The organism is Cellulosimicrobium sp. SH8 (genome assembly GCF_025818875.1).
GTDB lineage: Bacteria > Actinomycetota > Actinomycetes > Actinomycetales > Cellulomonadaceae > Cellulosimicrobium > Cellulosimicrobium cellulans_D.
On sequence record NZ_JAMXMH010000013.1, the window covers coordinates 103,925 to 129,435 of the forward strand.

At 74.6% G+C, this 25,511-nt stretch carries 24 protein-coding genes; 16 read left to right on the forward strand and 8 right to left on the reverse strand.

Annotated features, from left to right (window positions below; translation table 11 throughout):
* Positions 1-245 precede the first annotated feature (245 nt).
* Entirely contained in the window at positions 246-2,123 is a 1,878-nt protein-coding gene (glmS, locus tag NF338_RS17995) for a glutamine--fructose-6-phosphate transaminase (isomerizing) (protein ID WP_204540224.1), read from the forward strand.
* Positions 2,124-2,264: 141 nt separating this feature from the next.
* Positions 2,265-2,615: a holo-ACP synthase gene (locus NF338_RS18000; RefSeq protein ID WP_047234559.1), complete on the forward strand. Its 351-nt coding sequence runs from the start codon at positions 2,265-2,267 to the stop codon at positions 2,613-2,615.
* Positions 2,616-2,699: 84 nt separating this feature from the next.
* On the opposite strand, the gene NF338_RS18005 is transcribed toward NF338_RS18000, so the two are convergent.
* Positions 2,700-3,749, reverse strand: coding sequence for a TIGR03560 family F420-dependent LLM class oxidoreductase (locus NF338_RS18005; protein WP_264032011.1), 1,050 nt, complete (start codon positions 3,747-3,749; stop codon positions 2,700-2,702).
* A gap of 128 nt (positions 3,750-3,877) precedes the next feature.
* Here NF338_RS18005 and NF338_RS18010 point away from each other — a divergent pair, with 128 nt between their 5' ends.
* Positions 3,878-5,707 (forward strand): NAD(P)H-hydrate dehydratase, encoded by a 1,830-nt coding sequence (locus NF338_RS18010; protein WP_264032012.1) that lies wholly within the window; start codon positions 3,878-3,880, stop codon positions 5,705-5,707.
* A gap of 32 nt (positions 5,708-5,739) precedes the next feature.
* Positions 5,740-6,648 carry a pseudouridine synthase gene (locus tag NF338_RS18015; protein WP_318783144.1) on the forward strand — a complete coding sequence of 303 codons (909 nt, stop codon included), beginning with the start codon at positions 5,740-5,742 and terminating at the stop codon, positions 6,646-6,648.
* 7 nt (positions 6,649-6,655) lie between these two features.
* Here the strand turns inward: NF338_RS18015 and NF338_RS18020 are convergent, their stop codons facing one another.
* Complete coding sequence (locus NF338_RS18020) at positions 6,656-7,501, reverse strand: MBL fold metallo-hydrolase (protein ID WP_264032014.1); 846 nt, start codon at positions 7,499-7,501, stop codon at positions 6,656-6,658.
* Positions 7,502-7,571: 70 nt separating this feature from the next.
* Between NF338_RS18020 and NF338_RS18025 the strand changes: the two genes are divergently transcribed.
* Genes NF338_RS18025 through NF338_RS18050 form a run of 6 tightly spaced genes read left to right on the forward strand, consistent with a single transcriptional unit; the run spans position 7,572 to position 12,815 of the window.
* Positions 7,572-8,660, forward strand: coding sequence for a GlxA family transcriptional regulator (locus NF338_RS18025; RefSeq protein ID WP_264032015.1), 1,089 nt, complete (start codon positions 7,572-7,574; stop codon positions 8,658-8,660).
* 14 nt (positions 8,661-8,674) lie between these two features.
* Entirely contained in the window at positions 8,675-9,997 is a 1,323-nt protein-coding gene (gene alr, locus NF338_RS18030; protein WP_264032016.1) for an alanine racemase, read from the forward strand.
* Positions 9,994-10,575 (forward strand): tRNA (adenosine(37)-N6)-threonylcarbamoyltransferase complex ATPase subunit type 1 TsaE, encoded by a 582-nt coding sequence (gene tsaE / locus NF338_RS18035; protein WP_264032017.1) that lies wholly within the window; start codon positions 9,994-9,996, stop codon positions 10,573-10,575. Before alr ends, tsaE begins: the two co-directional genes overlap by 4 nt.
* 46 nt (positions 10,576-10,621) lie before the next feature.
* Complete coding sequence (gene tsaB, locus NF338_RS18040; protein WP_264032018.1) at positions 10,622-11,347, forward strand: tRNA (adenosine(37)-N6)-threonylcarbamoyltransferase complex dimerization subunit type 1 TsaB; 726 nt, start codon at positions 10,622-10,624, stop codon at positions 11,345-11,347.
* Entirely contained in the window at positions 11,344-11,895 is a 552-nt protein-coding gene (rimI, locus tag NF338_RS18045; protein ID WP_264032019.1) for a ribosomal protein S18-alanine N-acetyltransferase, read from the forward strand. Before tsaB ends, rimI begins: the two co-directional genes overlap by 4 nt.
* A gap of 56 nt (positions 11,896-11,951) precedes the next feature.
* Positions 11,952-12,815 carry a sulfurtransferase gene (locus tag NF338_RS18050; RefSeq protein WP_412847228.1) on the forward strand — a complete coding sequence of 288 codons (864 nt, stop codon included), beginning with the start codon at positions 11,952-11,954 and terminating at the stop codon, positions 12,813-12,815.
* A 94-nt stretch (positions 12,816-12,909) separates the two neighbouring features.
* On the opposite strand, the gene NF338_RS18055 is transcribed toward NF338_RS18050, so the two are convergent.
* A complete protein-coding gene (locus NF338_RS18055) occupies positions 12,910-13,530 on the reverse strand; it encodes a malonic semialdehyde reductase (protein ID WP_239576647.1) in 621 nt (206 codons plus the stop codon).
* Positions 13,531-13,659: 129 nt separating this feature from the next.
* Here NF338_RS18055 and tsaD point away from each other — a divergent pair, with 129 nt between their 5' ends.
* Complete coding sequence (gene tsaD, locus NF338_RS18060; RefSeq protein ID WP_244286068.1) at positions 13,660-14,709, forward strand: tRNA (adenosine(37)-N6)-threonylcarbamoyltransferase complex transferase subunit TsaD; 1,050 nt, start codon at positions 13,660-13,662, stop codon at positions 14,707-14,709.
* Positions 14,706-15,749, forward strand: coding sequence for a hypothetical protein (locus tag NF338_RS18065; protein WP_264032020.1), 1,044 nt, complete (start codon positions 14,706-14,708; stop codon positions 15,747-15,749). Before tsaD ends, NF338_RS18065 begins: the two co-directional genes overlap by 4 nt.
* 17 nt (positions 15,750-15,766) lie before the next feature.
* Here the strand turns inward: NF338_RS18065 and NF338_RS18070 are convergent, their stop codons facing one another.
* Together NF338_RS18070 and NF338_RS18075 are read right to left on the reverse strand one after the other, a co-directional pair.
* A complete protein-coding gene (locus NF338_RS18070; protein WP_318783146.1) occupies positions 15,767-16,924 on the reverse strand; it encodes a glutamate--cysteine ligase in 1,158 nt (385 codons plus the stop codon).
* Positions 16,921-18,210, reverse strand: coding sequence for a THUMP-like domain-containing protein (locus NF338_RS18075; RefSeq protein WP_264032021.1), 1,290 nt, complete (start codon positions 18,208-18,210; stop codon positions 16,921-16,923). Before NF338_RS18075 ends, NF338_RS18070 begins: the two co-directional genes overlap by 4 nt.
* A 240-nt stretch (positions 18,211-18,450) precedes the next feature.
* On the opposite strand from NF338_RS18075, the gene groES reads away from it, so the two are divergent.
* Positions 18,451-18,747 carry a co-chaperone GroES gene (groES, locus tag NF338_RS18080; RefSeq protein WP_047233053.1) on the forward strand — a complete coding sequence of 99 codons (297 nt, stop codon included), beginning with the start codon at positions 18,451-18,453 and terminating at the stop codon, positions 18,745-18,747.
* 172 nt (positions 18,748-18,919) lie between these two features.
* Here the strand turns inward: groES and NF338_RS18085 are convergent, their stop codons facing one another.
* Positions 18,920-19,210: a WhiB family transcriptional regulator gene (locus tag NF338_RS18085; protein WP_031316449.1), complete on the reverse strand. Its 291-nt coding sequence runs from the start codon at positions 19,208-19,210 to the stop codon at positions 18,920-18,922.
* 267 nt (positions 19,211-19,477) lie between these two features.
* Between NF338_RS18085 and NF338_RS18090 the strand changes: the two genes are divergently transcribed.
* Positions 19,478-20,611 (forward strand): MerR family transcriptional regulator, encoded by a 1,134-nt coding sequence (locus NF338_RS18090; RefSeq protein ID WP_264032022.1) that lies wholly within the window; start codon positions 19,478-19,480, stop codon positions 20,609-20,611.
* 82 nt (positions 20,612-20,693) lie between these two features.
* Positions 20,694-22,223, forward strand: a complete 1,530-nt coding sequence (gene guaB, locus NF338_RS18095; RefSeq protein ID WP_264032023.1) for an IMP dehydrogenase — start codon at positions 20,694-20,696, stop codon at positions 22,221-22,223.
* 144 nt (positions 22,224-22,367) lie between these two features.
* Here the strand turns inward: guaB and NF338_RS18100 are convergent, their stop codons facing one another.
* The gene (locus NF338_RS18100; protein WP_264032024.1) at positions 22,368-23,384 is read right to left on the reverse strand and encodes a flavin monoamine oxidase family protein; all 1,017 of its coding nucleotides are present in this window, start codon (positions 23,382-23,384) and stop codon (positions 22,368-22,370) included.
* Here NF338_RS18100 and NF338_RS18105 point away from each other — a divergent pair.
* Positions 23,350-23,889 carry a Rid family hydrolase gene (locus NF338_RS18105; RefSeq protein WP_264032025.1) on the forward strand — a complete coding sequence of 180 codons (540 nt, stop codon included), beginning with the start codon at positions 23,350-23,352 and terminating at the stop codon, positions 23,887-23,889. The genes NF338_RS18100 and NF338_RS18105 overlap by 35 nt on opposite strands.
* Positions 23,890-23,943: 54 nt before the next feature.
* Here NF338_RS18105 and NF338_RS18110 read toward each other — a convergent pair whose 3' ends face one another.
* A complete protein-coding gene (locus NF338_RS18110; RefSeq protein ID WP_264032026.1) occupies positions 23,944-25,479 on the reverse strand; it encodes a helix-turn-helix domain-containing protein in 1,536 nt (511 codons plus the stop codon).
* Between the last annotated feature and the right edge of the window lie 32 nt (positions 25,480-25,511).

The following is a 25,511-nucleotide window of genomic DNA, read 5'->3' on the forward strand; positions in this document are numbered from 1 at the left end:
GGGTCGGGATCGGTGACGGGTGCGCTCGCGCCGGGGCCGGTCGTGAGCCCGGTCGGTCCGGTCGCCTCGGTCGGACGGGGAGAACTGTCCACCCGGCGATTCTGCCGGATCGTGGCCGTGGGTCGTGCCGCGGGTCGCGCCACGGGGTCGCCCGGAGACGGCCGAATATGGCAGCGGTGGTCACCAAAACCCGCGGATTCTCGCCGCTCCCGAGGTGCCGTGCGCCGTGGATAGACTCGATCACCATGTGCGGAATCGTGGGCTACGTAGGCCCTGGAACCATGGTCGGAGAGGCCTCGGGGCGACCCCTCGACGTCGCTCTCGAAGGACTCGGTCGGCTCGAGTACCGCGGCTACGACTCGGCCGGGGTCGCGCTCGTCGCGCCCGGGATCGACGCCGTCGCGTTCGCCAAGAAGTCGGGCAAGCTCGCGAACCTCGTCGAGGAGATCGACCTGCACCCGCTCCCCGCGGCGACCGCGTCGATCGGACACACGCGCTGGGCGACGCACGGCGGCCCGACGGACACCAACGCCCACCCGCACCTCGCGGACGACGACCGCCTCGCGGTCATCCACAACGGGATCGTCGAGAACTTCGCGACGCTCAAGTCCGAGCTGCTCGCCGAGGGCGTGCAGTTCCGGTCGGAGACGGACACCGAGGTCGCGGCGCAGCTCCTCGCCCGCGCCTACCGCGAGACCAAGGACCTCACGCTCGCGATGGGGCAGGTCGCCCGCCGCCTCGAGGGCACGTTCACGCTCCTGGCGGTCCACGCCGACTCGCCCGACACGGTCGTGGGCGCGCGGCACGACTCGCCGCTCGTCGTCGGGATCGGCGAGGGCGAGAACTTTCTCGGCTCCGACGTCGCGGCGTTCATCTCCCACACCAAGGAGGCGCTCGAGCTCGGGCAGGACCAGATCGTCACGATCACCCCGACCGCCGTCGAGGTGACGGACTTCGACGGGAACCCGGCCGAGGCCAAGCGCTACACCGTCGACTGGGACGCCGCCGCCGCGGAGAAGGGCGGCTTCTCCTCCTTCATGGACAAGGAGATCCACGACCAGCCGCACGCCGTCGCGGACACGCTGCTCGGCCGCACGGACCCGTCGGGCAAGCTCGTGCTCGACGACGTGCGCATCGACGAGGCCGTGCTCCGGTCGGTCGACAAGATCATCGTCGTCGCGTGCGGGACCGCCGCGTACTCGGGCCACGTCGCGAAGTACGCGATCGAGCACTGGTGCCGCATCCCGGTCGAGGTCGAGCTCGCGCACGAGTTCCGCTACCGCGACCCGATCGTCGACGAGAAGACGCTCGTCGTGGCCGTGACGCAGTCCGGCGAGACGATGGACACGCTCATGGCCGTGCGCCACGCGCGCGAGCAGGGCGCCAAGGTCATCTCGATCGTCAACACGCACGGGTCGACCATCCCGCGCGAGTCCGACGCCGTGCTCTACACGCACGCCGGGCCGGAGATCGCGGTCGCCTCGACCAAGGCGTTCCTGTCGCAGATCACCGCCGCGTACCTCCTGGGCCTCTACCTCGCGCAGCTGCGCGGGAACAAGTTCCCGGACGAGATCTCGGCGATCCTCGAGGACCTGCGCGACATGCCGCGCAAGATCCAGACCGTCATCGAGCGCGGCGAGTACGTGCGCGCGACCGCGCGGTCCATGAAGGACGCGAAGTCCGTCCTCTTCCTCGGCCGGCACGTCGGGTTCCCCGTCGCGCTCGAGGGCGCGCTCAAGCTCAAGGAGCTCGCGTACATCCACGCCGAGGGCTTCGCCGCGGGCGAGCTCAAGCACGGCCCGATCGCGCTCATCGACGAGGGGCAGCCGGTGTTCGTCGTCGTGCCGTCGCCGAAGGGCCGCGAGGGCCTGCACTCGAAGGTCATCTCGAACATCCAGGAGATCCGGGCGCGCGGCGCGCGCACGCTCGTCATCGCCGAGGACGGGGACGACGCCGTGCGCCCTTACGCGGACGAGATCTTCTGGGTCCCCGAGTCACCCACGCTGCTCTCGCCGCTGCTGGCCGTCGTGCCGCTGCAGATCTTCGCGATGGCGCTCGCGACGGCCAAGGGCCTCGACGTCGACCAGCCGCGCAACCTGGCGAAGTCGGTCACGGTCGAGTAGCCCTCCGCCGAACCTCTCGCACGCCGATCAGGTGGTCCTGGTTCGTCCGGTCTCCCGGACGAGCCGGGACCACCTGCTCGTGGTGGTGAGATCGCCTGGCGGGGGGACCGGGCGGGACGGCTCCCGCCGTAGGGTGGGCGCATGATCAAGGGCGTGGGGATCGACGTCGTGGACGTCGCGCGGTTCATGGAGACCCTGGAGCGCACGCCCCGGCTCCGCGAGAAGCTGTTCACCGACGCCGAGCGCGACCTGCCGCCCGCGTCGCTCGCGGCGCGGTTCGCCGCGAAGGAGGCCATCGCCAAGGCGCTCGGTGCCCCGGCGGGGATGCGGTGGCACGACGCGACGGTGCACCGCGTCGTCGGGGGCCCGCCGGAGGTCGAGATCACGGGCACGGTCGCGGCGCGCGCGGACGCGCTCGGCATCACGGCGTGGCACCTGAGCATCTCCCACGACGCCGGCATCGCGTCGGCCATGGTCGTCGCGGAGGGCTGACCCCCCGCCCCGCGCTGTGGGCATGAAAAGGGCCCGGTTCTCGGCCGAGGACCGGGCCCTTTTCATGCCCACAAGGTGCGGCGGTCAGGACTGGAGGGCCGGGATGACCTGGCGCTGGAAGAGCTCGAGCTGGTCGCGGTCGGTCGCGGCGAACGGGAAGTAGCCGATCGCGTAGCCGAGGCCCTGGTCGCGCAGGCCCGTGAGCGTCTCGACGATCTGCTCCGGCGTCCCGACGAGGGGGCCGTTCCGCCACGACCGGACGTTGTCGTCCGCCTTCTCGGGGAAGTACCGGCGCGCGTGCTCCTCGATCCGGTCCAGCCGGTCCGCGACGTCCTGCTCGGTCTCGCCGATGACCACGTTGTAGTTGGCCGACCGGGTGATCTCGCCGAAGTCGCGGCCGAGGTCGCGGCAGTGCTGCTCGAGCACCGCCGACTTGTGCGCGAAGCCCTCGGGCGAGCCGTCGAAGTTGGTGTACTGCGCGTGCTGCGCGGCGATCCGCAGCGTCTTCTTCTCGCCGCCGCCCGCGATCCACAGCGGGATGCTCGGCTTCGCGCCCTCGCCGTCCACGACGACCCGCTGCAGGGGCTGCGGGTAGCAGAGTGCGCCGTCGACCTGGTAGCGCCGGCCCTCGAACGTGCCCGACGACCCGGTCCGCCACATGCTCGCCATGATCTGGACGCCCTCGTCGAGCGCGCGCAGACGATCGCCCGCGCTCGGGAACCCGTACCCGTACGCGCGCCACTCGTGCTCGTACCAGCCCGCGCCGATGCCCATCTCGAGGCGCCCGCCGGAGACGTGGTCGACGGTCGCGGCGACCTTCGCCAGGTAGGTCGGGTCGCGGTACGCCATGCACGTGCACATCTGGCCGAGGCGCACGCGCTGCGACGCCGCCGCGAACGCGGCCATGAGCGTCCACGCCTCGTGCGTCGCCTCGGTGCTCGGGGTCGGCGTGGTGTGGAAGTGGTCGTAGACCCACACGCCGTCCCACGCGAACTCGCCGCCCGGCAGGGGCTCGCCCGCGGCGGCGTTGTCGGCGTAGTGCAGGAGGGAGAGCATGGTCTTCCAGTGGTCCTCGGGCGGGACGTCGACGAGGTCGTAGCGCCAGCCCTGGGGGATGAAGAGTCCGAATCGCATGGTCGCCACCCTATGCGGGGCCATGCGGCCCGCAGCGCGCCCCCGTGCGTCGTCTCACCGCTCGGTCGCGCCGCTCCGCGGACGCCGCCGGGCAGGCGACGAGAGCTCACGGTGGGCAGGATGAGGTCATGATCGAAGCCTGGTCCGCCGCCGACGTGCGCGCCGCCGAGGAGCCGCTGCTCGCCGCGGGCGTCCCGCTCATGGAACGCGCCTCGTTCGCGCTCGCGACGATCGTCGCGCGCGACCTCGCCCGACGGCGGTCGGTCGCCCTGCCCGACGGCGGCCGTCGGGACGGGCGCGTGACGGGGGCCCGGGCGGTCCTGCTCGTGGGGTCGGGCAACAACGGCGGGGACACGCTCCACGCGGGCGCGCACCTCGCGCGCCGGGGCGTCGAGGTGCTCGCGGTCCTCACCGGCGAGCACGCGCACCCGGGCGGGCTCACGGCCCTCCGCGACGCGGGCGGGTCCGTCGAGGTGCTCGTCGGCAGCCCCGACGACGCGACGCGCGCCGACCGACCGCACGACCACCTGGACCCGCACGTCGCCGGCCGGGTCGCCGCGCAGGTCGCGCGGGCCGACGTCGTGCTGGACGGCCTCGTCGGCATCGGCGCCCGTGGACCGCTGCGCGGCGTCGCGGCGGACCTCGTGCGGCACGTCTCCGCGGTGCTCGACGGAAGGGCGCCCGGCGGCGTACCCGGTGGGGTGCTCGACGGGGGCGACGCGCCCGGGGCGGGTGGTGGCGCCCGCGACGGGTCGAGAGGCCGTCCCTGGGTCGTCGCGGTGGACGCGCCGAGCGGCATCGGCGTCGACGACGGGACGGTGCCGGGCCCCGTGCTGCGCGCCGACCGCACCGTGACGTTCGGCGCCGCCAAGCCGGGGCTGCTCCTGCCACCCGCGACGCACCTCGCGGGTCACGGCGCGGTCGTCGACATCGGGCTGCGCCTCGGCACGCGGGCCACGGACGCGTCCGCTCCGGACGCCTCGCCCGTCCCGGACGCCACGCCCGTCCCGGACGGCTCGTCGGCTCGGGACGGTGCGCACGCCCCGGACCGCGGGACCGCGACGCCGGTCGTGCGCCGGCTCGAGCCGGCGGACGTCGCCGCCCTCTGGGCCGTGCCCGGCCCGACCGACCACAAGTACACGCGCGGCGTCGTGGGCGTCGTCGCGGGCACGTCGACCTTCCCGGGCGCGGCGGTGCTCGTCGCGAGCGCCGCGGTCCGCACCGGACCGGGCATGGTCCGCTACCGCGGGCCCGACGACGTCACGCGCGCGGTGCTCGCGACCCGGCCCGAGGTGGTGCCCGCCGCGGGCCGCGTGCAGTCCTGGGTGCTCGGGCCCGGCGTGCCGCCCGTCCCCGGCCCGGACGACGACCCTGTGGACGACGGCGGCCAGCACGAGCGGGTCCGGTACGCGCTCGCGGCCGCGACGGGCGAGCTCGCCGCGGACGTCGTCGGGGAACGGGTGCCCGTGGTGGTCGACGCCGGGGCGCTGTCCCTGCTGCCTGACCGCTGCCGGGCGTCGGTCGTCCTCACCCCGCACGCGGGGGAGCTCGCGACGCTGCTGCGGTCGCGCGGTGACGACGTGACGCGCGCCGACGTGGAGGCCGAGCCGTTGCGGTGGGCGCGACGCGCGCACGCGGCCACGGGCGCGACGGTGCTGCTCAAGGGCTCGGCGACCGTCGTCGTCGGGCCGGAGGGCGCGTGGTCCCAGGCCGACGCACCGGCCTGGCTCGCGACGGCGGGGGCGGGGGACGTGCTCGCGGGGATCCTCGGCACCGTGCTGGCGGCGCACGCCGCGCGGGTCGTCCGGGAGCCGGGGCTGGTCGCGGAGCTCGCTGCCGCGGCCGCCGTCGTGCACGGCCTCGCGGCGGAGCGGGCGAACCCGGGCGGCCCGGTCGCGGCGCTCGACGTCGCGGACGCGGTCCCCGCCGTCGTCGCCGAGCTGCTCGCCGCGCGCTGAGCGGCGCGGGGCGCGCCGGTACCGTGGTGGGCGTGGTCCCCCTCCCCGTGCGCGACGGCCTCAACCCGACGCGCCTCGTGCTGCCGCACGACGCCGAGAGCGTCGCGCGGTACACACGCACGCTCGACTACGTGCGCCACCGGTTCCCGGACGACGCCGCACGCCTGGCCGAGAAGGTCGCGGCGGGCGAGGTCGTCGACGGCCGGGGCCGCCCGGTGGACGCGAGCACGCCGTACGAGCCGCGCGGCTTCGTGTTCCTCTACCGGGACCCGCCGGTGGAGCCCGAGGTGCCGTTCGAGGTCCGCGTGCTGCACCGCGACCGGGACCTGCTCGTCGTCGACAAGCCGCACTTCCTCGCGACGATCCCGCGCGGGGCGTACGTGGCGCGCTCGGTGCTCGTGCGGCTGCGGCGCGACCTCGACCTGCCCGACCTCAGCCCTGCGCACCGCCTCGACCGCGTGACCGCCGGCGTGCTGCTGCTCACGCTGCGCCCGCAGGTGCGCGGCGCGTACCAGGAGCTCTTCGCGCGGCGGGAGGTGCGCAAGACGTACGAGGCGGTCGCGCCGTGGGACCCGGCGCTGGACCTGCCCGCGACCGTGCGCAGCCGCATCGTCAAGCGCCGCGGCGTGATGCGTGCGGAGGAGGTCGACGGCGAGCCCAACGCGGAGAGCCGCGTCGACGTGATCGAGGCCGACCCGGACCGCGGCCTCGCGCGCTACCGGCTGGAGCCGCACAGCGGCAAGACGCACCAGCTCCGGCTGCACATGGCCCGGCTCGGGGTGCCGATCGTGCACGACAACTTCTACCCCGAGCCCTACGACGTCGCGCCGGACGACTACGCGCGCCCGCTCCAGCTCGTGTCGCGCTCGCTCGCCTTCGCCGACCCGCTCACCGGGCAGGCGCGGCGCTTCGAGACCGACCGGACGCTCGACGCCTGGTGAGGGGTCGTCACAGCCGGAGCGCGACGCCCGGCGTCGGGACGCGCAGGACGTCGGTCAGCCCGGCGTCGGCGAACGCCCGCTCGACGTCGGCGACCGACTCGCTGAAGTGCGCCCACCCGTCCGCGTGCACCGGGACGACGACGCGTGCGCGCAGGAGCCGTGCGACCTGGGCCACGCCCGCGCCGTCGAGCGTGAGCGCCGCGCCGTCGAGGATCGCCGGGACGCGCGCGGCGCCCGCGTGGACGATCGCGACGTCGACGGGCCCGACCCGGTCGGGGATCTCCGCGACGAGCCCCGGGGCGGCGTTGTCGCCGGAGAGGTAGACGCGGGGGAGCCCGTCGCCGTCGAGCACGAACCCGGTGACGTCGCCGAGCACCCGCTCCGCGCCCTCCGGGCCGTGCCGCGCGGGGACGCCGGTCACGCGCAGCGCGCCGCCGTCGGGCCGGGGCAGCGCGGTCGACTCCCACGGGGCGAGCCCGACGACGCCCGGGACCTCGGGCGCGAGCCGCGCGGCGCCGGCGGGGGTCGTGAGGACGTACGGGACGTCCGGCAGCAGCGCCCGGCCGCTGAGGTCGAGGTTGTCGACGTGCTGGTCGTGGGAGACGAGCGCGACGTCGAGCCGGCCGAGCGCGTCGGGGGCGACGGCCGGACCGCGCAGGCGCGTGCTCGTGCCGCCGCCCGGGCGCGGGTAGTCGCGGGGCGCGTCGAACCCCGGGTCGGAGACGATCGTCAGCCCGCCGAGCCGGAGCAGGAGCGCGGGGCCGCCGACGTGGAGCAGGGCGAGCCCGCCGCCGTCGGGCGTCGTGGGCGCGGTCTCGTCGGGCCGGGGGACGGGGTGCGGTGCGGTGGTCATGGGTCGAGCCTCGCGCGCGGGACGTGGACCCGACAGTGGCCCGCAGGTCGATGATCGGTAGGATCAGGCCATGAGTCTCCTGGCCGCCGCCGACGTCGCGGAGTCCGCCCGGGTGCCAGCCCGCGAGCGCACGCGAGAGCCCGCCCGGCACCCCGAGCGCGTCGCCGTCGTGGCGTTCGACGGCATCAGCCCGTTCCACCTCGCCGTCCCGAGCCTCGTCCTGGGCTCGGACGCGCTCGCCGGGAGCGCGGGACCCGCGTACGACGTCGCGGTGTGCGCACCGACGCCCGGTCGCCTGGCGACCTCGGCCGGCTTCGCGCTCCACGTCGACCACGGGCTCGAGGCGATCGAGGACGCGGCGACCGTCGTGCTGCCGAGCTGGCACCCCGACGTCGAGCCGCCGTCCGCGCTCCTGGCCGCGGTGCGGGCCGCGCACGCGCGCGGCGCTCGCGTCGTCGGGCTGTGCCTGGGCGCGTTCCTCGTCGCGGCGAGCGGCGTCGCGGACGGGCGGGAGGTCGTGACGCACTGGCGCGCGGCCGAGCGGCTCGGCCGGGACCACCCCGCCGTGACGGTCCGCAGCGACGTCCTGTGGGTCGACCACGGGGACGTCGTCACGTCGGCCGGGACCGCCGCGGCGCTCGACTGCTGCCTGCACCTCGTCCGGCAGGACCACGGCGCGCGGGTCGCGGCGCACGTCGCCCGGGCGCTCGTGCTCGCGCCCCACCGCACGGGCGGGCAGGCGCAGTTCGTCCCCGCGCCCGTGCCGCCGCAGGACACGGCCGACCCCGTCGAGCTCGCGATGGTCTGGGCGCGGGCGCACCTCGACGAGCCGATCTCGCTGGACGCGTGGGCGCGCGCGGCGGGGACGTCGCGGCGCACGTTCACCCGCCGGTTCGCCGCGCGCACGGGCCTCAGCCCGGTGCGGTGGCTGCTGGACCAGCGCGTCGACCGGGCGCGCGAGCTCCTCGAGACGACCGACCTCGCCGTGGACCGGGTCGCGGACGCCGCGGGCCTCGGCTCGGCGGAGTCGCTGCGCCACCACTTCCGGGCGCGGCTGGGGACCAGCCCGTCGCGGTACCGGGTCGAGTTCGGCGGCACCCCGGCGGGCCGCCCGGACGACCGCGACCCGGCGCGCCCGCTCGCCGGGCGACGACGGTGAGAGAATCGTCCACCGTGAGCGACACCCAGCGCACGACCCCGACCGGCGCACCCGCCGGTGCCCCCGCAGCACCCGCCTACCCCGCCCGCGCCGTCGTCGACCTGGCCGCGGTCCGGGACAACGTCCGCGCCCTCGCCGCGCTCGCGCCGTCGGCCCAGGTGATGGCCGTGGTGAAGGCCGACGCGTACGGGCACGGCCTCGTGGCGAGCGCGCTCGGGGCGCTCGCGGGCGGCGCGACGTGGCTCGGGACCGCGCAGCCGAGCGAGGCGCTCGCGCTGCGCGCCGCCGGGATCGGGCTGGACCGTGCGCGCGTCCTCACGTGGCTCTACCCGCCGGGCGCCCCGCTGCGCGCGCTCGTGGACGCGGACGTCGACGTGTCGCTCGCCGCGCGCTGGGCTGTCGACGAGGTCGTCGCCGCGGCGCGTGCCGCCGGCCGGACCGCGCGCGTGCACCTCGCGGTCGACACCGGCCTGGGGCGCAACGGGATCATGCCCGCCGACCTGCCCGACGTGCTCGCCGCCGTCGCGCGCGCCCAGGCCGAGGGTGCGGTCCGCGTCGTCGGCCTGTGGTCCCACCTCGCGTTCGCGGACGAGCCCGGGCACCCGAGCGTCGTCGCGCAGGCCGACGTGCTCGACGAGGCGGTCCGGCTCGCGGAGCGCGCGGGTGTCGCGCCCGAGCTGCGCCACCTCGCGAACTCCGCCGCGACGCTGACCGCGCCGCGCACCCACTACGACCTCGTCCGCCCCGGCCTCGCGGTGTGGGGCATGACGCCGGTGCCGCAGCTCGGGCCGCCGTCGCGGTACGGGCTCCGACCCGCGATGACGCTCGAGGCTCGGCTCGCGACGGTCAAGCGCGTGCCGGGCGGGCACGGCGTCTCCTACTCGCACCACTACACGACCCCGCAGGACACGACGCTCGGCGTCGTCCCCCTCGGCTACGGCGACGGGATCCCGCGGCACGCCTCGGGCGGCGGTCCCGCGGGGGCGCCCGGCGGACCGGTCCTGGTCGGCGGGCGTCCCGGCGACGGCGGCCGGGTCCTGCGCGTCGCGGGCCGCGTGTGCATGGACCAGCTCGTGCTCGACCTCGGCCCGGACGCGACCGAGCGCGCGGGCGACGTCGTCACGCTGTTCGGCGCGGGCGACGGCGTCGAGCACGACGGCGTCCCCACCGTCGAGGACTGGGCGCGGGCCGCCGGGACCATCAGCTACGAGATCACGACGCGCCTCGGCGTGCGCGTGCCGCGCGAGCACGTGGGGACCCACGTGCTCGACGACGGCGCGCGGGCGCTGCTCGCGCACGAACAGCATCCCCGCACGGAAAGGACGGTCCGCGCATGAGCGACGACCCGACCCCCACGGAGCCTGCCGGGCCCCCCGCCGACGTGGCCGACGCGCACGGCGTCGTCGTCCTGCCCGACGCCGACGCCACGCGCGCGTTCGGCCGCGCCCTCGCGGGCGTGCTGCGCGCGGGCGACCTCGTGATCCTCACGGGCGACCTCGGCGCGGGGAAGACGACGCTCACGCAGGGCATCGGCGCCGGGCTCGGCGTGCGCGGGCAGGTCGCGTCGCCGACGTTCATCGTCGCGCGCGAGCACCCGTCGCTCGTGGGCGGCCCGGCGCTCGTGCACGTGGACGCGTACCGCCTCGGCTCGCTCGACGAGGTCGACGCTCTCGACCTCGACTCGAGCCTGGAGGAGTCGGTGACCGTCGTCGAGTGGGGCAGCGGGCTCGTCGAGGCGCTCGCGGGCGACCGGCTCGAGATCGTGCTCGAGCGCCCGCGCGGCGACGCGACCGAGGTCGTGCCCGGCGGTGCGGCCGACGACGAGGACGCGCCCGAGGCGGGCGCGCGCCGGGTGACGGTGCGCGGCGTCGGCGCGCGCTGGGCGGACCTCGACGTCGCGGCGCTGACCCGCTAGCGCGCTCGCGAGGAGGACGTCCCGGACTCGGCCGTAGGCTGGGGCCGTGGCTGTTCTCGCGCTCGACACCTCCGCCTCCGTCACCGTCGCCGTCGTCTCCGACGACGGCGCTCGTCTCGCCCGCCGCGACGCGCCCGAGCGTCGCCGGCACGCCGAGGCGCTCGCCCCGCTCGTGGAGGAGGCGCTCGCCGAGGCGGGGGTCGACCGCAGCGACCTCACGGCCGTCGCCGTCGGCACGGGCCCCGCGCCGTTCACGGGCCTGCGGGTCGGGCTCGTCACGGCCCGGGCGCTGGGCTTCGCGCTCGGCGTCCCCGTGCTCGGCGTCCCGAGCCTCGACGCGATCGCCGCCCAGGCGGTGAGCGACCTCGGCCTCGAGCCCGACGACGAGCTGCTCGTCGCGACCGACGCGCGCCGCCGCGAGGTGTACTGGGCGCGCTACCGCGTCGTCGCGCACGAGGGCCCGCACGCCGTGCCGGTCCTGGAGACCGTCGCCGGGCCCGACGTCGGGCCGGCAGCCGCGGTCGCCGAGCACGCCGCGGGCGCCGTCGTGGTGGGGGAGGGCGGCGAGCTCTACCCGGACGCGCTCGACGCCGCCGAGGACGCGCCGCAGGTCCCCGACGCCGCCGTGCTCGCCCGGCTCGCGATCGCGCGCCGGGCCGCGGGGACCGACCAGCCGACCGAGCCGTTGTACCTTCGCCGCCCGGACGTCCACGAGGCCGCGGCGCGCAAGCGCGTGAGCGACAGCGCTCCCGCGCCGGAGGTGGCCCGATGAGCGCGCGCCGCTACGAGATCCGCCTGCGCCCGCTCAAGGCGGCCGACCTGGACCGCGTGGTCGAGCTCGAGCGCGAGCTGTTCGGGCGCGGCGCGTGGACCTACGGGATGCTCGCCGACGAGCTCGCGGGGCTGGGCCGCTGGTACGTCGTCGCGGAGCCCGTGCGGCTCTACGCCGCCGGCCCGCAGCCCGTGGTCGGCTACGCGGGCCTGTGGTTCGACGGCGACGTCACGCAGGTCATGACCCTCGGCGTCGACCCCGCGTTCCAGCACCAGGGCGTCGGCTCGACGCTCCTGGAGGCGCTGATCGACCGCTCGCGCGACCTGGGCGCGAGCGCGGTCCTGCTCGAGGTGCGGGTCGACAACGACCCGGCGCTCGCGCTCTACGCGAAGTACGGGTTCGAGCAGCTCGGCATCCGCAAGCGCTACTACCAGCCCGAGGACGTCGACGCCTTCACGATGCGGCTCGAGCTCGGTGCGACCACGACGCCCGACGGGCCGGACACGCCGGACTACGGGACGGCGTCCGAGACCGGCGTCGTCGCGTGACCGCGTCCGCGCCGCGCGGCCCGGGCCTCGGCACGGACGAGCGCGGGTCCGACGCCGTGCACCGTGACCGTGTCCTCGTCACCGCGCCCGCCCTGGCGGCGGCGCTCGCGGGCGGACGCCCGCCCGTCGTGCTCGACGTGCGGTGGGCGCTCGGGGTCACCGACGGACGCGAGCAGCACCGGGCGGGGCACGTCCCGGGCGCGGTCTACGTCGACCTCGAGAGCGAGCTGGCCGCGCCGCCCTCGGCCGCGGCGGGGCGGCACCCGTTGCCCGAGCCCGCCGACCTCGAGGCCGCGGCACGGCGCTGGGGCGTGCGCGCGGACCGGCCCGTGGTCGTCTACGACGCCGTGGGCGGCACGTCCGCCGCGCGCGCCTGGTGGCTGCTGCGCTGGGCCGGGCACGACGACGTGCGCATCCTCGACGGGGGGCTCGCCGCCTGGGTGGCAACCGGGCACGCGCTCGACGAGGGCGACGTGCGGCCCGAGCCGGGCGACGTCGTCGTCACGCCGGGCGGGATGCCCGTGCTCGACGCCGACGGTGCGGCGGAGCTCGCGACGTCGGGCGTCCTGCTCGACGCGCGCGCGGGCGAGCGCTACCGCGGCGAGGTCGAGCCGGTCGACCCCAGGGCGGGCCACGTCCCCGGTGCGGTGAGCGCGCCGACGACGGGCAACCTCGCCGCCGACGGGACGTTCCTGACCGACGACGCGCTCCGGGAGCGGTTCGCCGTGCTCGGGGTCGGGGGGACGACGGCGGAGGCAGAGGCGACGGACGACCGTCCCACTGTGGGCGTGTACTGCGGTTCCGGCGTGACCGCCGCCCACGAGATCGCCGCGCTCGCGACCCTGGGCGTCGACGCGGCGCTGTACGCGGGCTCGTGGTCGCAGTGGTCGAATGACCCGATGCGACCCGCCGCGACCTGACGGCCGGGACGACTGTACGGACGCCGCGAGGCGGCGCCCCCGGGTGGGGGCGCCGCCTCGGCGGACGTCCGGTCGCGACGCGGGGTCGCGGTGCTCAGACGGTCGTGATGGCCTGCTCGGGCGCGAGGCGCGGCGAGCGCGGGTAGGGCGTGCCGACGCCGTCGGCCACGCCGACGTTGATGACGAGCATGGACCTCCAGCCGCTGTCCGCGAAGAACTCGGCGTCGATCGCGGCGCGGTCCATGCCGTTCATCGGGCCTGCGGCGAGGCCGGCGGCACGCAGGCCGACGACGAGGTAGCCCGCCTGGATGTGCGCGTTGTCGCGCGCCATGCCGTCGCGGACCTCGGGGACACCGTCGAGGTTCTCGCGGACGCCGGGTGCGTGCGGGAACAGCGTGTCGAGGTGCTGGTGGAACGCAGGGTCGTACGCGACGACGAGCGACAGCGGCGCGTTCGCGACGCGCTCCTTGTTGCCGTCGTTCATGTGCGCGACGAGGCGCTCGCGGGCCTCGGGCGTGCGCACGGCCAGGATGCGCAGCGGGACGGTGTTCATGGCCGTCGGGCCCCACTTGACGAGGTCGTAGACCGCGGCGAGCTGCTCGTCGGTCACCTCGGCGTCGGTGAACTGCGCGGTGGTGCGCGCCTCGCGGAAGAGGCGGTCGGCCGTGGTCTCGTCGATCTGCAGGCTCGCGGGAGCCAGGGTGTCGGTGCTCATGACCGGACCAACGGTTGAGCGTTGAATCATCTTCCCGACAGACGGTGTGACGTGGACGACACGGCACGGCCCGGCCCCGCACGCGACTACCCTGGACGCCATGCCTTTCCCTCTGTCAGTGAGCTGTCAGTGAGCGCCGGCGAGCCCCTGGTGCTCGGCATCGAGACGTCCTGCGACGAGACCGGCGTCGCGCTGGTCCGCGGTCGCGAGCTGCTCGTCGACACGGTCGCGAGCTCGATGGACGAGCACGCGCGGTACGGCGGCATCATCCCCGAGGTCGCGTCGCGCGCCCACCTCGAGGCCATGATCCCGACGATCGAGCGGACGCTCGGCACGGCCGACGTCGACCTGTCCGAGGTGGACGCGATCGCCGTCACCGCCGGTCCGGGTCTCGTCGGCCCGCTGACGATCGGCGCCTCGGCCGCCAAGGCGCTCGCGCTCGCGCTCGGCAAGCCGCTCTACGGCGTCAACCACGTCATCGGCCACGCGGCCGTCGACGAGCTCGTGCACGGACCGTTCCCCGAGCGCGTCATGGCGCTCGTCGTGTCCGGTGGCCACAGCTCGCTCCTCCTGGTCGACGACGTCGCGACGTCCGTCACCGAGCTCGGCTCGACGCTCGACGACGCGGCGGGGGAGGCGTTCGACAAGGTCGGGCGGCTGCTCGGCCTCCCGTACCCCGGCGGCCCGCACATCGACCGCCTCGCGCGCGAGGGCGACCCGACGGCCATCCGCTTCCCGCGCGGCCTCACCGCCCGCAAGGACCAGGAGAAGCACGCCTACGACTTCTCCTTCTCCGGCCTCAAGACGGCCGTCGCGCGCTGGGTCGAGGCGCGGCAGGACGCGGGGGAGGAGATCCCCGTGCACGACGTCGCGGCCTCCTTCGCGGAGTCCGTCGCCGACGTGCTCACCGCCAAGACCATCGCGGCGTGCGAGCGGCACGGGGTGTCGACGCTCGTCGTCGGCGGCGGGTTCAGCGCCAACTCGCAGCTGCGCGACATGGCCGCGAAGCGCTGCGCCGAGGCCGGGATCGAGCTGCGCATCCCGCCGATCCGCTACTGCACGGACAACGGCGCGATGATCGCCGCGCTCGGGTCCGCCGTCGTGCGGGCCGGTGTGGCGCCGTCGAGCCTCGACATCGGCGTGGACTCGTCGATGCCGCTGACCGTGACCCACGTGTGATCCCGGAGCCCGGCCTCACGCCCGACGAGGCGCTGCGGCGCGCCCACGCCTGGGCGCACGCGGCCGCGTCGGCGGCGCCCGGGCCCGAGCGTGCCCGGGCCGAGCAGGCCGCGGCGTACTGGACGGCGCAGCACCGGGCGCTCCTGGTGACGGTGCCTGCGTACGGGTCCGCCCCGGTGCCCGTCGGGGTGCCGCCCGCTCCCACCTACGGGACGGCGGAGGCGGCGACCGCTCCCGCGTACGGGGCGTCCAGCATCTCGTGGGAGGTGCCGCGCCGCCGTCGGGGACGTGCCGGGCGGGTCGTGATGTTCGTCCTCGTCCTGGTGGTGTCCGTCGTCGCCTATCTCGTCAGCTCCCTGGGCGCGGCGCGGGACGACGGCGCGGTCCTGCCCACCGAGCAGGAGGGTGCGGTACCGCCCCCCACGGTGTGGGAGGACCAGAGCCCCGACGCGACCGTGTCGACGACCGGCGTGGAGGCCGCGTGGAAGGCGGGCGAGTACGCCGAACCGTTGCCCGACCCGGTGCCGGGCGCGACGCAGACGACGCCCTTCCTGCCCGACCACCCCGACCCCACGGCCTGGCTGCTCGCCCTCAACCCGGCCAACGCGGGCGTGCAGGTCGTGTTCACCGACGACCCGACGCTCAACTGCGGCATGGAGCACGTCGCGGAGCACGACGCGTACGCGACGGGCTCGGCGGGCTGCTTCCAGCCCGCCCACCCGACCGTGCTGTTCGTGTGGTGGGGCGAGGACTCCGACCCGGCGACCAAGCAGGTGCTCCTCGCGCACGAGCTGTCGCACATGCTCCAGTGGTGGCACGAGTTCGACCTGCTCCAGTCGGCCGTCGACTCGGGGTTCGCGGAGGACGAGGAGTGGACGCACGCGCTCGAGACCGACGCGACGTGCCGCGTGCTCTCGTGGGGCGGGTACTCGGAGGCGGCGGCGGACCGCACGTCGTCGCCGTGCGACACCGACGACTGGTCGCCGACGTGGCTCGCCGACCGGGCCACCGACCTCGGCGTGGTCCTGCGCGACTACTGACCGTCCCCGGTGGACCGTCAGAGCGGGCGGCCCGCCCGCATCTCCGCGACGAGCGAGCGCACGACGGCGTCGAGCTCGCCCCCGTTGCGGCGCGCGACCGCGCGCTGGCGCTGGTAGGAGGCCCCACGGCGCACGATCGTGCGCACGCCGTCGAGCTCGTCCAGGCACCCGAGGCGCGCGGCGACGGGCTCGAGCTCGACGAGGAGGCGCCCGACGGCGTCGGTCACGAGCTCCTCGTTGCCGTCGCGGTCGAGGATGATGATCGCGTCCATGCCGTAGCGCGCCGACCGCCACTTGTTCTCCTGCGCGAACCACGGCGGGATGCTCGGGAGCTCGCGGCCCTCGTCGAGCATCGTCGAGAAGTGCTCGACGAGGCAGTGCGTGAGCGCGGCGAGCGCGAGCAGCTCGGAGATGTTCGTGACGCCGTCGCAGATGCGCGTCTCGAGCGTGCCGAACTGCGGTGCGGGGCGCAGGTCCCAGCGGATCTCGTCGAACGCGTCGATGACGCCCGTGTGCAGCATGTCCGCGACGTAGCCCTCGAGCTCCTCCCACGTGGCGAACTGGAACGGCAGCCCGGCGGTGGGAAGCTGCTGGAACATGAGCGCGCGGTTCGACGCGTACCCGGTGTCCTTGCCGCCCCAGAACGGCGAGCTGGCCGAGAGCGACTGCAGGTGCGCGAACGTCGTGAGCATCGCGCGCTGGATCGGCAGCACCTTGGCGCGGTCCTCGATGCCGACGTGCACGTGCACGCCGTAGATGAGCATCTGCCGCCCCCACCACTGCGTGCGGTCGATGAGGGTGTTGTAGCGCTGCTTGTCGGTGACCTTCTGCTGCGCCCAGCGCGCGAACGGGTGCGTGCCCGCGCTCATCAGCTCGACGCGCAGCGGGTCGGTCACCGCCCGCAGCTCGTCGATCGAGCGCTCGAGGTCGCGACCCGCCTCCCCGACGGTGCGGCACACGCCGCTCACGACCTCGACCGTGTTCAGCAGCAGCTCCTGCTTGATCGACGGGTGCGTCCCCCCGCCCTCCGGACGCACCGCGTCGAGGACCGTCTGGGCGACCTGGCGCAGGTCGCCCGAGTCGGCGTCGACGAGCGCGAGCTCCCACTCCAGCCCGACGGTCGAGCGCTCCGACCGCGCGAACGGGATCGCGGTGCGGCGCGGCAGGGCGCTCACCGCGGACCCTCCTGGGCACCGCTCTGCGGGCTGCCCGTCGAGGGGGCGCCGAGCGGCTCGACGACGAGGACCTGCTGGGACCCGCCCACGCGGGTCAGGACGATCGTGGCGGTCGCGTCGCCCGTGAGGGCGAGCTGACGGCGGAGCTGCTCGGGCGTGACGGCCGTGCCGCGCTTCTTGATCGTCAGGCGTCCCACGCCGCGCTCGCGCAGGTAGGAGCGCAGCCGCTTGAGGCCGAACGGCATCGTGTCGAGCACGCGGTAGCCGCGTGCGAGGCCGTCGGCGAGCCCCGTCGCGTCGAGCGGTGCGGGGGAGTCGGTCGTCACGTACGCGATCGTGCGGTCGAGCAGCCGCCCGCCCAGCCCGCGCGCCGCGTGGGCGACGAGCCCCGCGCGGATGACCGCGCCGTCGGGCTCGTAGAGGTACTGCCCGACGCCGCCCACGTCGGGCACGACGTCCTCGTCGCCGGGACGGTGGGCGACCCGCCGCGTCGTGGTGCGCTCGGTCCCGTCCGGGCCGGTCCACGTCGTGAGGACGAGCGCGGAGCGGCCCGGTCCCTCGGGCGCGAGCGGGCCGAACCAGAGGCCTGCCTCCACGACGTCGCCGTCGACCGAGACCCACTCGGTCTCGGCGTCCGCGGGCAGGCCGTCGTGGGGGATCCCGGGACCGACCTTGATGCCGACCGCGGGGACGCGCTCGCGCAGCGCCCACACGGCGTCGAGCGGCGGGGCGTACGCCTTGGGGTCGAACACGCGCTTGCCGCCCCGCGTCCGTCGGGCGGGGTCCGCGTACACGCCCTCGACCCGCTCGCCCTCGAGGTCGAGCGCGAGCCCGTCGCCGTGGCGCACCTCGGCCTCGGGGAAGTGGCGCAGGTTCACGGTCGCGATCGCCGCGGTCAGCTCGTCGACGTCGGTCGCGAGGACCTCGAGCTCCGCGGCGGCGAACGCGAGCGCGTCGACACCGATCCCGCTCGTGAGGTCGGCGACGCGCCGGATGCCCGCGTCCTGGTACCGCCGCGCGTGCAGGCCCGCGACGACGAGCCGGCTCGCCTGCTCCAGCCCCGCCTGCGTGAAGAGCATGCCGTCGGCGAACGCGCCGAGCTTGCCCCGGGCGGCCGCGCGCAGACGCGACTGCGTGAGCGCCGCGGCGGCGAGGTCGGGGTCGACGCCCTTCGCGCGCAGCCCCGCCGAGAGCACGAGCGCCTGCTGCTCGTCGTACGGCGGGAGCGCGCCGAGCAGCGCCCAGCCCTCGGGGCTGAGCAGCTTGGTCAGCGTGGCGGCGTCCATGGCGTCGATCCTTCCACGGGCGGCGGGGACCCCGCGCAGCCGGGACGTCGATCGTCCGAGGGGCGGACGTTGGCACTCGCCTTGACCGAGTGCTAACGGCGACCTAGATTTGAGGGCGTGCCGCCACCGCTCGCGGGGGTGGCACCACGTGCGACCAGGCTGTCCGGCACCCGCGACGACGGCCAGCCGGCGCGCTCGACCCATCCGTTGCAGTTCTCACAGCGAAAGGGGAGGTCCGACGTGTCGGTCCCCATCAAGCCGCTCGAGGACCGGATCGTCGTGAAGGCCCTCGAGGCCGAGACCACGACCGCATCCGGCCTGGTCATCCCGGACACCGCCAAGGAGAAGCCCCAGGAGGGCGAGGTCCTGGCCGTCGGTCCGGGCCGTGTCGACGACAACGGCAACCGCGTCCCGCTCGACGTGACCGTCGGCGACAAGGTCATCTACAGCAAGTACGGCGGCACCGAGGTCAAGTACGGCGGCGTGGACTACCTGGTCCTGTCCGCGCGCGACATCCTCGCCGTGGTGGTCGGCTGACGCCGACCCCGTTCCAGCAGCAGGGCCCGCGACCGTCCGGTCGCGGGCCCTGCTGCGTTCCGTGGCCGGTCGCCCCACCGTTCCCACGGGTCGTGCGCACGTGCTCCCGGTGCGACGTCGGACCGGTGCCGTGCAGGTCTGCTGGTGGTACTGCTGGCGGTGCTGCCGGCGCTCAGCCGGTGCGACGCGCGCCGCCGGCGAGGATCGCCGCGCGCTCGTCCTCGCTCAGGCCGCCCCACACCCCGTACGGCTCGCGCACGCGGAGCGACTGCTCGCGGCACTGCATCATGACGGGGCACGAGTGGCAGATCGCCTTCGCGGCCTCCGCGCGACGTCGTCGCGTCGAGCCGCGTTCCCCCTCGGGGTGGAAGAACAACGTGTCGTCCGCGTCGCGGCACGAACCCTGGTACTGCCATTCCCACAGTTCCATGACGGGCCCGGGGAGCCTCGAGATCTCAGCCATGGCGAACAACCTACAAGCGTTGCAGAAGTTGTTCAAGCCCCCTGTGCGAGAAAAGTGAAGCAGCAGGTCACAGCGGTCCGGGAGGGCGCAGCTCTTCCGGGGGTGGGCTGAATCGATGCAGGCGCGAGGTCTACGCTGGCGCGATGGTGACTGGCTGGCGCGTTTGCGCGAACGGTGAACAAATCCTGCACAAGCCTGGCGCGAAGGGTGCACGACTGTGACCTGGACGAGGTGGCGGGACGGAGGCGCGGTCGGCAGAATCGATCCATGACCTCCGTCCGGTCCGCCCCCGACCCCGAGGGAGCCCGACCGAGCATGCCCACGAACCCCGGCCTCGCCGTCGCCGCCGTCGCGCGCCGGCTCGGCGTCGCGCCCGCGACCCTGCGGACCTGGGACCGCCGCTACGGCCTCGGGCCCTCGCAGCACCGAGCAGGCTCCCACCGGCGCTACACCGACGACGACGTCGCGCGCCTGGTCGTCATGCGACGCCTCACGCTCGACGGCGTCGCGCCCGCCGACGCGGCCCGCGCGGCCCTGGCGGCCGACGACGACGAGCTCGACGCGCACCGCGGTGCCGTCTCGTTCGACGAGCACGGTGGCGAGGGCGGCCCGGACCTCGACGACGACCTCGACGCGGACGACGAGGCTCCCGAGCCCGCTCCGCCGTCGCGCCCGTTCCTGCGCGCGGTGCCTGGCGGAGAGCCGTCGCGGGGGACCGCGCCGCGTGCCCTCGGCGTGCGGGAGGCCCCGCGACCCACGCGCGTGTCCGACGTCGTCGACGCCGCGATCGCCTACGACCAGCGCACGTGCGACCGGCTCCTGCGGATCCCCGCGGGCGGCGACCCCGCGGCCTGGTGGTCCGACCTCGTCGAGCCGGCCCTCGAGCGGCTCGCCGAGCGCACCGTGCTCGCGGGCCCGGGCGAGGTCCCCGAGGTCGTCCTCGCCAACGCGACGCTCGGTGCGTTGCGCGAGTACACGCAGGCGAGCGAGGACGCGATCGTCGCGGCCGGCGGCCCGCCCCGCAACCACCCGAGCCGCATGCGCCGGATCGTCCTCGTCTTCGCGGCGCCGGACGAGCCGCTCCCGCTGGCCGCGCACGCGCTCGCGGCGTCGCTCGCGTCGCACGGAGCGATGGCCCGCATCGTCACCGGCCCGGCGAACGTCCACCGCACGCTCGAGATCGTCACGATGGTGCGGCCCTCCGCGGTCGCCATGGTGACGACCCAGGCGCGCCCCGACCTGGGGATCGTCCACGCCGCGCACGAGGCCAACCCGAACCTGCCGTTCTTCGTCGGCCTGCCGAGCGACGAGGCCGCCGGCGACCTCCCGCTCGCCGCGACGGTGCACCGCGTGCGCAGCTTTCCCGGGCTCCTGCACGAGCTCCTCGCGGTCGTCCGCTGAGGTCGGGGGCGGGCGGCCCAGGGGGTGCCGGGCGCGGACCGCGGCGGGAATACCGGAGGGCCCCGCGGCGTAGAATCCTGGTGTGACCGCCTCGCCCGTCCCCGCCGCCGCTCCCGACCGCGACCCCTTCGGTTTCCTGGGTCTCACCTACGACGACGTCCTGCTGCAGCCCGGCTACTCGGACCTGGCGCCGTCGGACATCGACACCACGACGCGCCTGACCCGCGAGATCTCGATCCGCGTCCCGCTCGTCTCGGCGGCCATGGACACCGTCACCGAGTCGCGCATGGCGATCGCGATGGCGCGCCAGGGCGGCATCGGCGTGCTGCACCGCAACCTGTCCATCGAGGACCAGGCGCTCCAGGTGGACCTGGTGAAGCGCACGCAGACGGGCATCATCGACAACCCGGTGACCATCGGGCCGGACGCGACGCTCGAGGAGCTCGACAAGACGGCCGGCGAGTACCGCATCTCGGGCTTCCCCGTGGTCGACGCCGAGCGCCGCCTCATCGGCATGGTCACCAACCGCGACCTGCGCTTCACGCCCGTCGCCGAGTGGGCGACGACCAAGGTCGACGAGGTCATGACGCCGCAGCCGCTCATCACGGGCCCGTCGGGGATCTCGCGCCAGGAGGCGACCGCGCTCCTGCGCAAGCACAAGCTCGAGCGCCTCCCGCTCGTCGACGCCGACGGCCGCCTCTCGGGGCTCATCACGGTCAAGGACTTCGTCAAGTCCGAGCAGTTCCCCAACGCCTCGAAGGACGGCCAGGGCCGTCTGCTCGTCGGTGCCGCGATCGGCTACTTCGGCGACGCGTGGCAGCGCGCCACGACCCTGATCGACGCGGGTGTCGACGTGCTCGTCGCGGACACCGCGCACGGGAACGTCCGCATGCTCATCGAGATGGTCGCGCGGCTGAAGTCCGACCCGGCGACGCGCGACGTGCAGGTCATCGGCGGCAACGTCGCGACGCGCGAGGGCGCGCAGGCGTTCGTCGACGCGGGCGCGGACGCGGTCAAGGTCGGCGTCGGCCCGGGTTCCATCTGCACGACGCGCATCGTCACCGGCGTGGGCGTCCCGCAGGTCACGGCGGTCTACGAGGCGTCGCTCGCCGCGCGCCCGGCCGGCGTGCCCGTCATCGCGGACGGTGGCATGCGCCACTCGGGCGAGATCGGCAAGGCGATCGTCGCGGGCGCGGAGTCGGTGATGCTCGGCTCGATGCTCGCGGGCACCGAGGAGTCGCCGGGCGACACGATCCTCGTGAACGGCAAGCAGTACAAGGCCTACCGGGGCATGGGCTCCATGGGCGCCATGTCCTCGCGCGGCAAGAAGTCCTACTCGAAGGACCGCTACTTCCAGGCCGAGGTCACGAGCGACGACATGATCGTCCCCGAGGGCATCGAGGGGCAGGTCGCGTACAAGGGCTCGCTCGGTACCGTCGCGCACCAGCTCGTCGGCGGCCTGCACCAGACGATGTTCTACGTCGGCGCGCGGACGGTCCCGGAGCTCCAGGAGAAGGGCCGCTTCATCCGCATCACGTCGGCGTCGCTCAAGGAGAGCCACCCGCACGACGTCCAGATGACCGTCGAGGCCCCCAACTACACCGGCTTCTGAGGCGGACCACCGCCCGCACGACGACGGCCCGGCGCCCCGCACCCCTCGGGGTGCCGGGTGCCGGGCCGTCGTCGCGCCGCGGACACGTCGTCGTGCGCGTGCCGCGTCAGACGGAGGGTCCGTCCGGTGGGTGCGACATGGGGCTCACGACGTCATGACGCGCGTGTGCAGGGCCTGCACGGCGTACCGGGCAGCCCAGAACGCTCCGTGCTGCCACGCCGAGATCTCGGACATCCAGTCGCCCGCGAAGTACACGTTCCCCGCGCCCTGCTGGAGCTGCTTGAAGCGCGACGACTGCGTGTTCGGGTAGGCCCACGCGCCCTCGATGTAGGGCACCTTGTGCCACGCGATGGAGAACGAGCTCTCGAGCTCGGTCCGGTACTTCTCGCCGTGGATCTTCACGCCCTGCTCGACGGCGCGCATCTCGCGCTGGCGCGGGGTCATGTCGGCGTAGGCGCGCGCGTTGGCCCCGGTGTTGTAGTAGCCGACGACGAGTCCACGGCGCTCGCCGTACCCGTAGGAGGGGTACCAGACGTGGGCGAGGTCCATGTCGGTCTCCGTGATGCCGCCGAAGATCCGGTGGTCGTCCTCCCAGAACCGCGAGCGGTACTCGAGCCCGATCTTGCTCGCCGGCGAGCCGATCGCGAACTCGCCGAGGGCGGCGTCGATGTCCGGGCCCCAGTTCGTGTCCCAGCGGCGCATGAGCCCCGCGGGCGCCGCGACGATCGCGAAGTCCGCGTCGACCTGGCGGGACTTGCCGTTGTGGGCCGTGTAGGTGACGGTGACGCCGCTCGTGGTGTTCTGCACGCCGGTGACCGGTGAGCTGAACAGGACGTTCTGCTTGCCGATCGCTCGGACGAAGTAGTCGTAGGTCGTGTCCATGCCGCCCTTCGGCTGGAACATGAGCATCGACTGCTCCCAGTTGATCTCGAACGGGAAGTACTGCCCCACCTTCGACGCGAGCACCTCCGAGACCGTGCCGGGGCCGGGGAGCGGTGTGCCGTGCTCGTTCCAGGCGGACGGGTAGACCGAGAACCCGCGGTTGTCGCCGCCGCGGTAGCTGCCGTCGGACTGCAGCGACCCCCAGGACCGGAGGAACACCCGCAGGTTCTCCTTGTCCGCGGCCGTGACCGAGTCCTTCTCGTTCGTGACCGGCGACACCCCGTCGATCGCCGACGGCGTCGCGTTCGGCAAGAACGTGGCCTGGTACAAGTCGTCGGGCCTCGGGCCCTCCGCGCTGAACACGGCGCCGGGCGCCGGCGCCGAGGAGCGCTACGTCCCCACGGACGTGTTCCCCGGCGGGGTGCTGCCGGCGGGCGTCACGATCACCGAGGCGCAGGGGATCAACGTCCTCATGCGGATCGGCGAGAACCTCGAGCGGGCCGGGCTGTCCTACGACGACGTCGTGTCCATGCGCGTCTTCCTCCAGAACCCCGCGGGCCAGGAGAAGATGGACTTCGCGGGCTGGAACCGTGCCTACCGCCAGTTCTTCGCCAACACGAACCTCGCGACCGGGAAGCCGATCGACGTCCAGCTCGGCTCCGCCACGACGTCCCCGATGGTCGTCAACGCCGCCCGGCCGTCGCGGTTCGCGCTCGAGATCGAGAACCTTCCCGTGAACGGCTGGCTCGTCGAGGTGGAGGTCGACGCGGTCTACCCGAAGTGACGCACGACGGGCCGGCGCCCCGCAGGGTGCCGGCCCGTCGCGTCCGTCGTCGACTCAGTCGCGGAAGGTCTCGATGTTCGCGCCGAGCTCGCGCAGGCGCTCCGTCAGGCCCTCGTAGCCGCGCGCGATGATGTCGACGCCGCGCAGGACCGAGGTGCCCTTGGCGGCGAGCATCGCCAGCAGGATGACGACGGCGGGGCGCAGCGCCGGCGGGCAGCTCACCTCGGCGCCGGACCACCGCGTCGGGCCGGTGACCTGCAGCCGGTGCGCGTCGAGGAGCCGCACGTCCGCCCCGAGGCGCGTGAGGTCGGTGAGGTGGATGGCCCGGCCCTCGTAGACCCAGTCGTGGATGAGCGTCGTGCCGTGCGCGTTCGCCGCGATGACGGCGAAGAACGGCAGGTTGTCGATGTTGAGCCCGGGGAACGGCATGGGGTGGATCTTGTCGATCGGGGCGCGCAGCTCGCTCGGGTGCACGGTGACGTCCACGAGGCGCGTCCGGCCGTTGCGGGCCAGGTACTCGGCGCTCAGGGTGTAGCGCAGGCCCATCTCGGACAGGGTCGCGAGCTCGATCTCCATGAACTCGATCGGGACCCGGGCCACCGTGATCTCGGAGCCGGTGACGATGCCCGCGGTGAGCAGGCTCATCGCCTCGACCGGGTCCTCCGAGACGGCGTACTCCACGTCCACGTCGATGTCGGTGCGGCCGTGCACGCGCAGGGTCGTCGTGCCGATGCCCTCCACCCGGACGCCGAGCAGCTCGAGGTAGAAGCACAGGTCCTGGACCATGTAGTTGGGGCTGGCGTTGCGGATCGTCGTCACGCCGTCGCGCCGGGCCGCGGCCATGAGCGCGTTCTCCGTGACGGTGTCGCCGCGCTCGGTGAGCACGACCGACAGGTCCGTGCCTGGCGCCGGGGCCACCGTCGCGTGGTAGTTGCCGCCCGTCGCGGTGACCGCGAGGCCGAACGGCCGCAGGGCGATCATGTGGGGCTCCACGGTGCGCGTGCCGAGGTCGCAGCCGCCGGCGTACGGGAGCTCGAACGTGTCCCGGAGCCCGAGCAGCGGGCCGAGGAACATGATGATCGAGCGCGTGCGGCGCGCGGCGTCGACGTCGATGGCGGCGAGGTCGAGCTGGTCCGGCACGACGATCTCGAGGTCACGGCCGCCGGTCGTCCAGGTCGCTCGGACGCCGATCGAACGGAGCACGTCGACGATGCGGTCGACCTCGACGATGCGGGCGACGCCGCGCAGCGTGGTGCGGCCCCGGTTGAGGAGCGACGCGCACAGGAGCGCGACCGCGCCGTTCTTGGAGGAGTTGACCTCGATGCGCCCGGACAGCGTGTGGCCCCCCTGGACGCGCAGGTGCGCGTGCTTGGGCCCGCCGAGGCTGATGATCTCGGAGTCGAGCGCGAGGCTGATGCGGTTGAGCATCTCGAGACTGAGGTTCTGGGCGCCCTGCTCGATGCGGTGCACGGCGCTCTGGCTCGTGCCGAGCCGCTCGGCGAGCTGGGTCTGCGTGAGGCCCCGGTTCTGGCGGGCACCGCGGATGAGCGTGCCGACCTGCGTGAGAGGGGCGTCGTCGATCGCTGTCATGCGAGCGACGATAACTCATGGATGAGATATTC

Excerpts from the sequence above, each read along its gene's own strand:
- glmS (WP_204540224.1), top strand. The coding sequence starts at position 246 with ATGTGCGGAATCGTGGGCTACGTAGGCCCTGGAACCATGGTCGGAGAG.
- NF338_RS18000 (WP_047234559.1), top strand. The coding sequence starts at position 2,265 with ATGATCAAGGGCGTGGGGATCGACGTCGTGGACGTCGCGCGGTTCATG.
- NF338_RS18005 (WP_264032011.1), bottom strand. The coding sequence starts at position 3,749 with ATGCGATTCGGACTCTTCATCCCCCAGGGCTGGCGCTACGACCTCGTC.
- NF338_RS18010 (WP_264032012.1), top strand. The coding sequence starts at position 3,878 with ATGATCGAAGCCTGGTCCGCCGCCGACGTGCGCGCCGCCGAGGAGCCG.
- NF338_RS18020 (WP_264032014.1), bottom strand. The coding sequence starts at position 7,501 with ATGACCACCGCACCGCACCCCGTCCCCCGGCCCGACGAGACCGCGCCC.
- NF338_RS18025 (WP_264032015.1), top strand. The coding sequence starts at position 7,572 with ATGAGTCTCCTGGCCGCCGCCGACGTCGCGGAGTCCGCCCGGGTGCCA.
- tsaE (WP_264032017.1), top strand. The coding sequence starts at position 9,994 with ATGAGCGACGACCCGACCCCCACGGAGCCTGCCGGGCCCCCCGCCGAC.
- rimI (WP_264032019.1), top strand. The coding sequence starts at position 11,344 with ATGAGCGCGCGCCGCTACGAGATCCGCCTGCGCCCGCTCAAGGCGGCC.
- NF338_RS18055 (WP_239576647.1), bottom strand. The coding sequence starts at position 13,530 with ATGAGCACCGACACCCTGGCTCCCGCGAGCCTGCAGATCGACGAGACC.
- NF338_RS18075 (WP_264032021.1), bottom strand. The coding sequence starts at position 18,210 with ATGGACGCCGCCACGCTGACCAAGCTGCTCAGCCCCGAGGGCTGGGCG.
- NF338_RS18085 (WP_031316449.1), bottom strand. The coding sequence starts at position 19,210 with ATGGCTGAGATCTCGAGGCTCCCCGGGCCCGTCATGGAACTGTGGGAA.
- NF338_RS18090 (WP_264032022.1), top strand. The coding sequence starts at position 19,478 with ATGACCTCCGTCCGGTCCGCCCCCGACCCCGAGGGAGCCCGACCGAGC.
- NF338_RS18110 (WP_264032026.1), bottom strand. The coding sequence starts at position 25,479 with ATGACAGCGATCGACGACGCCCCTCTCACGCAGGTCGGCACGCTCATC.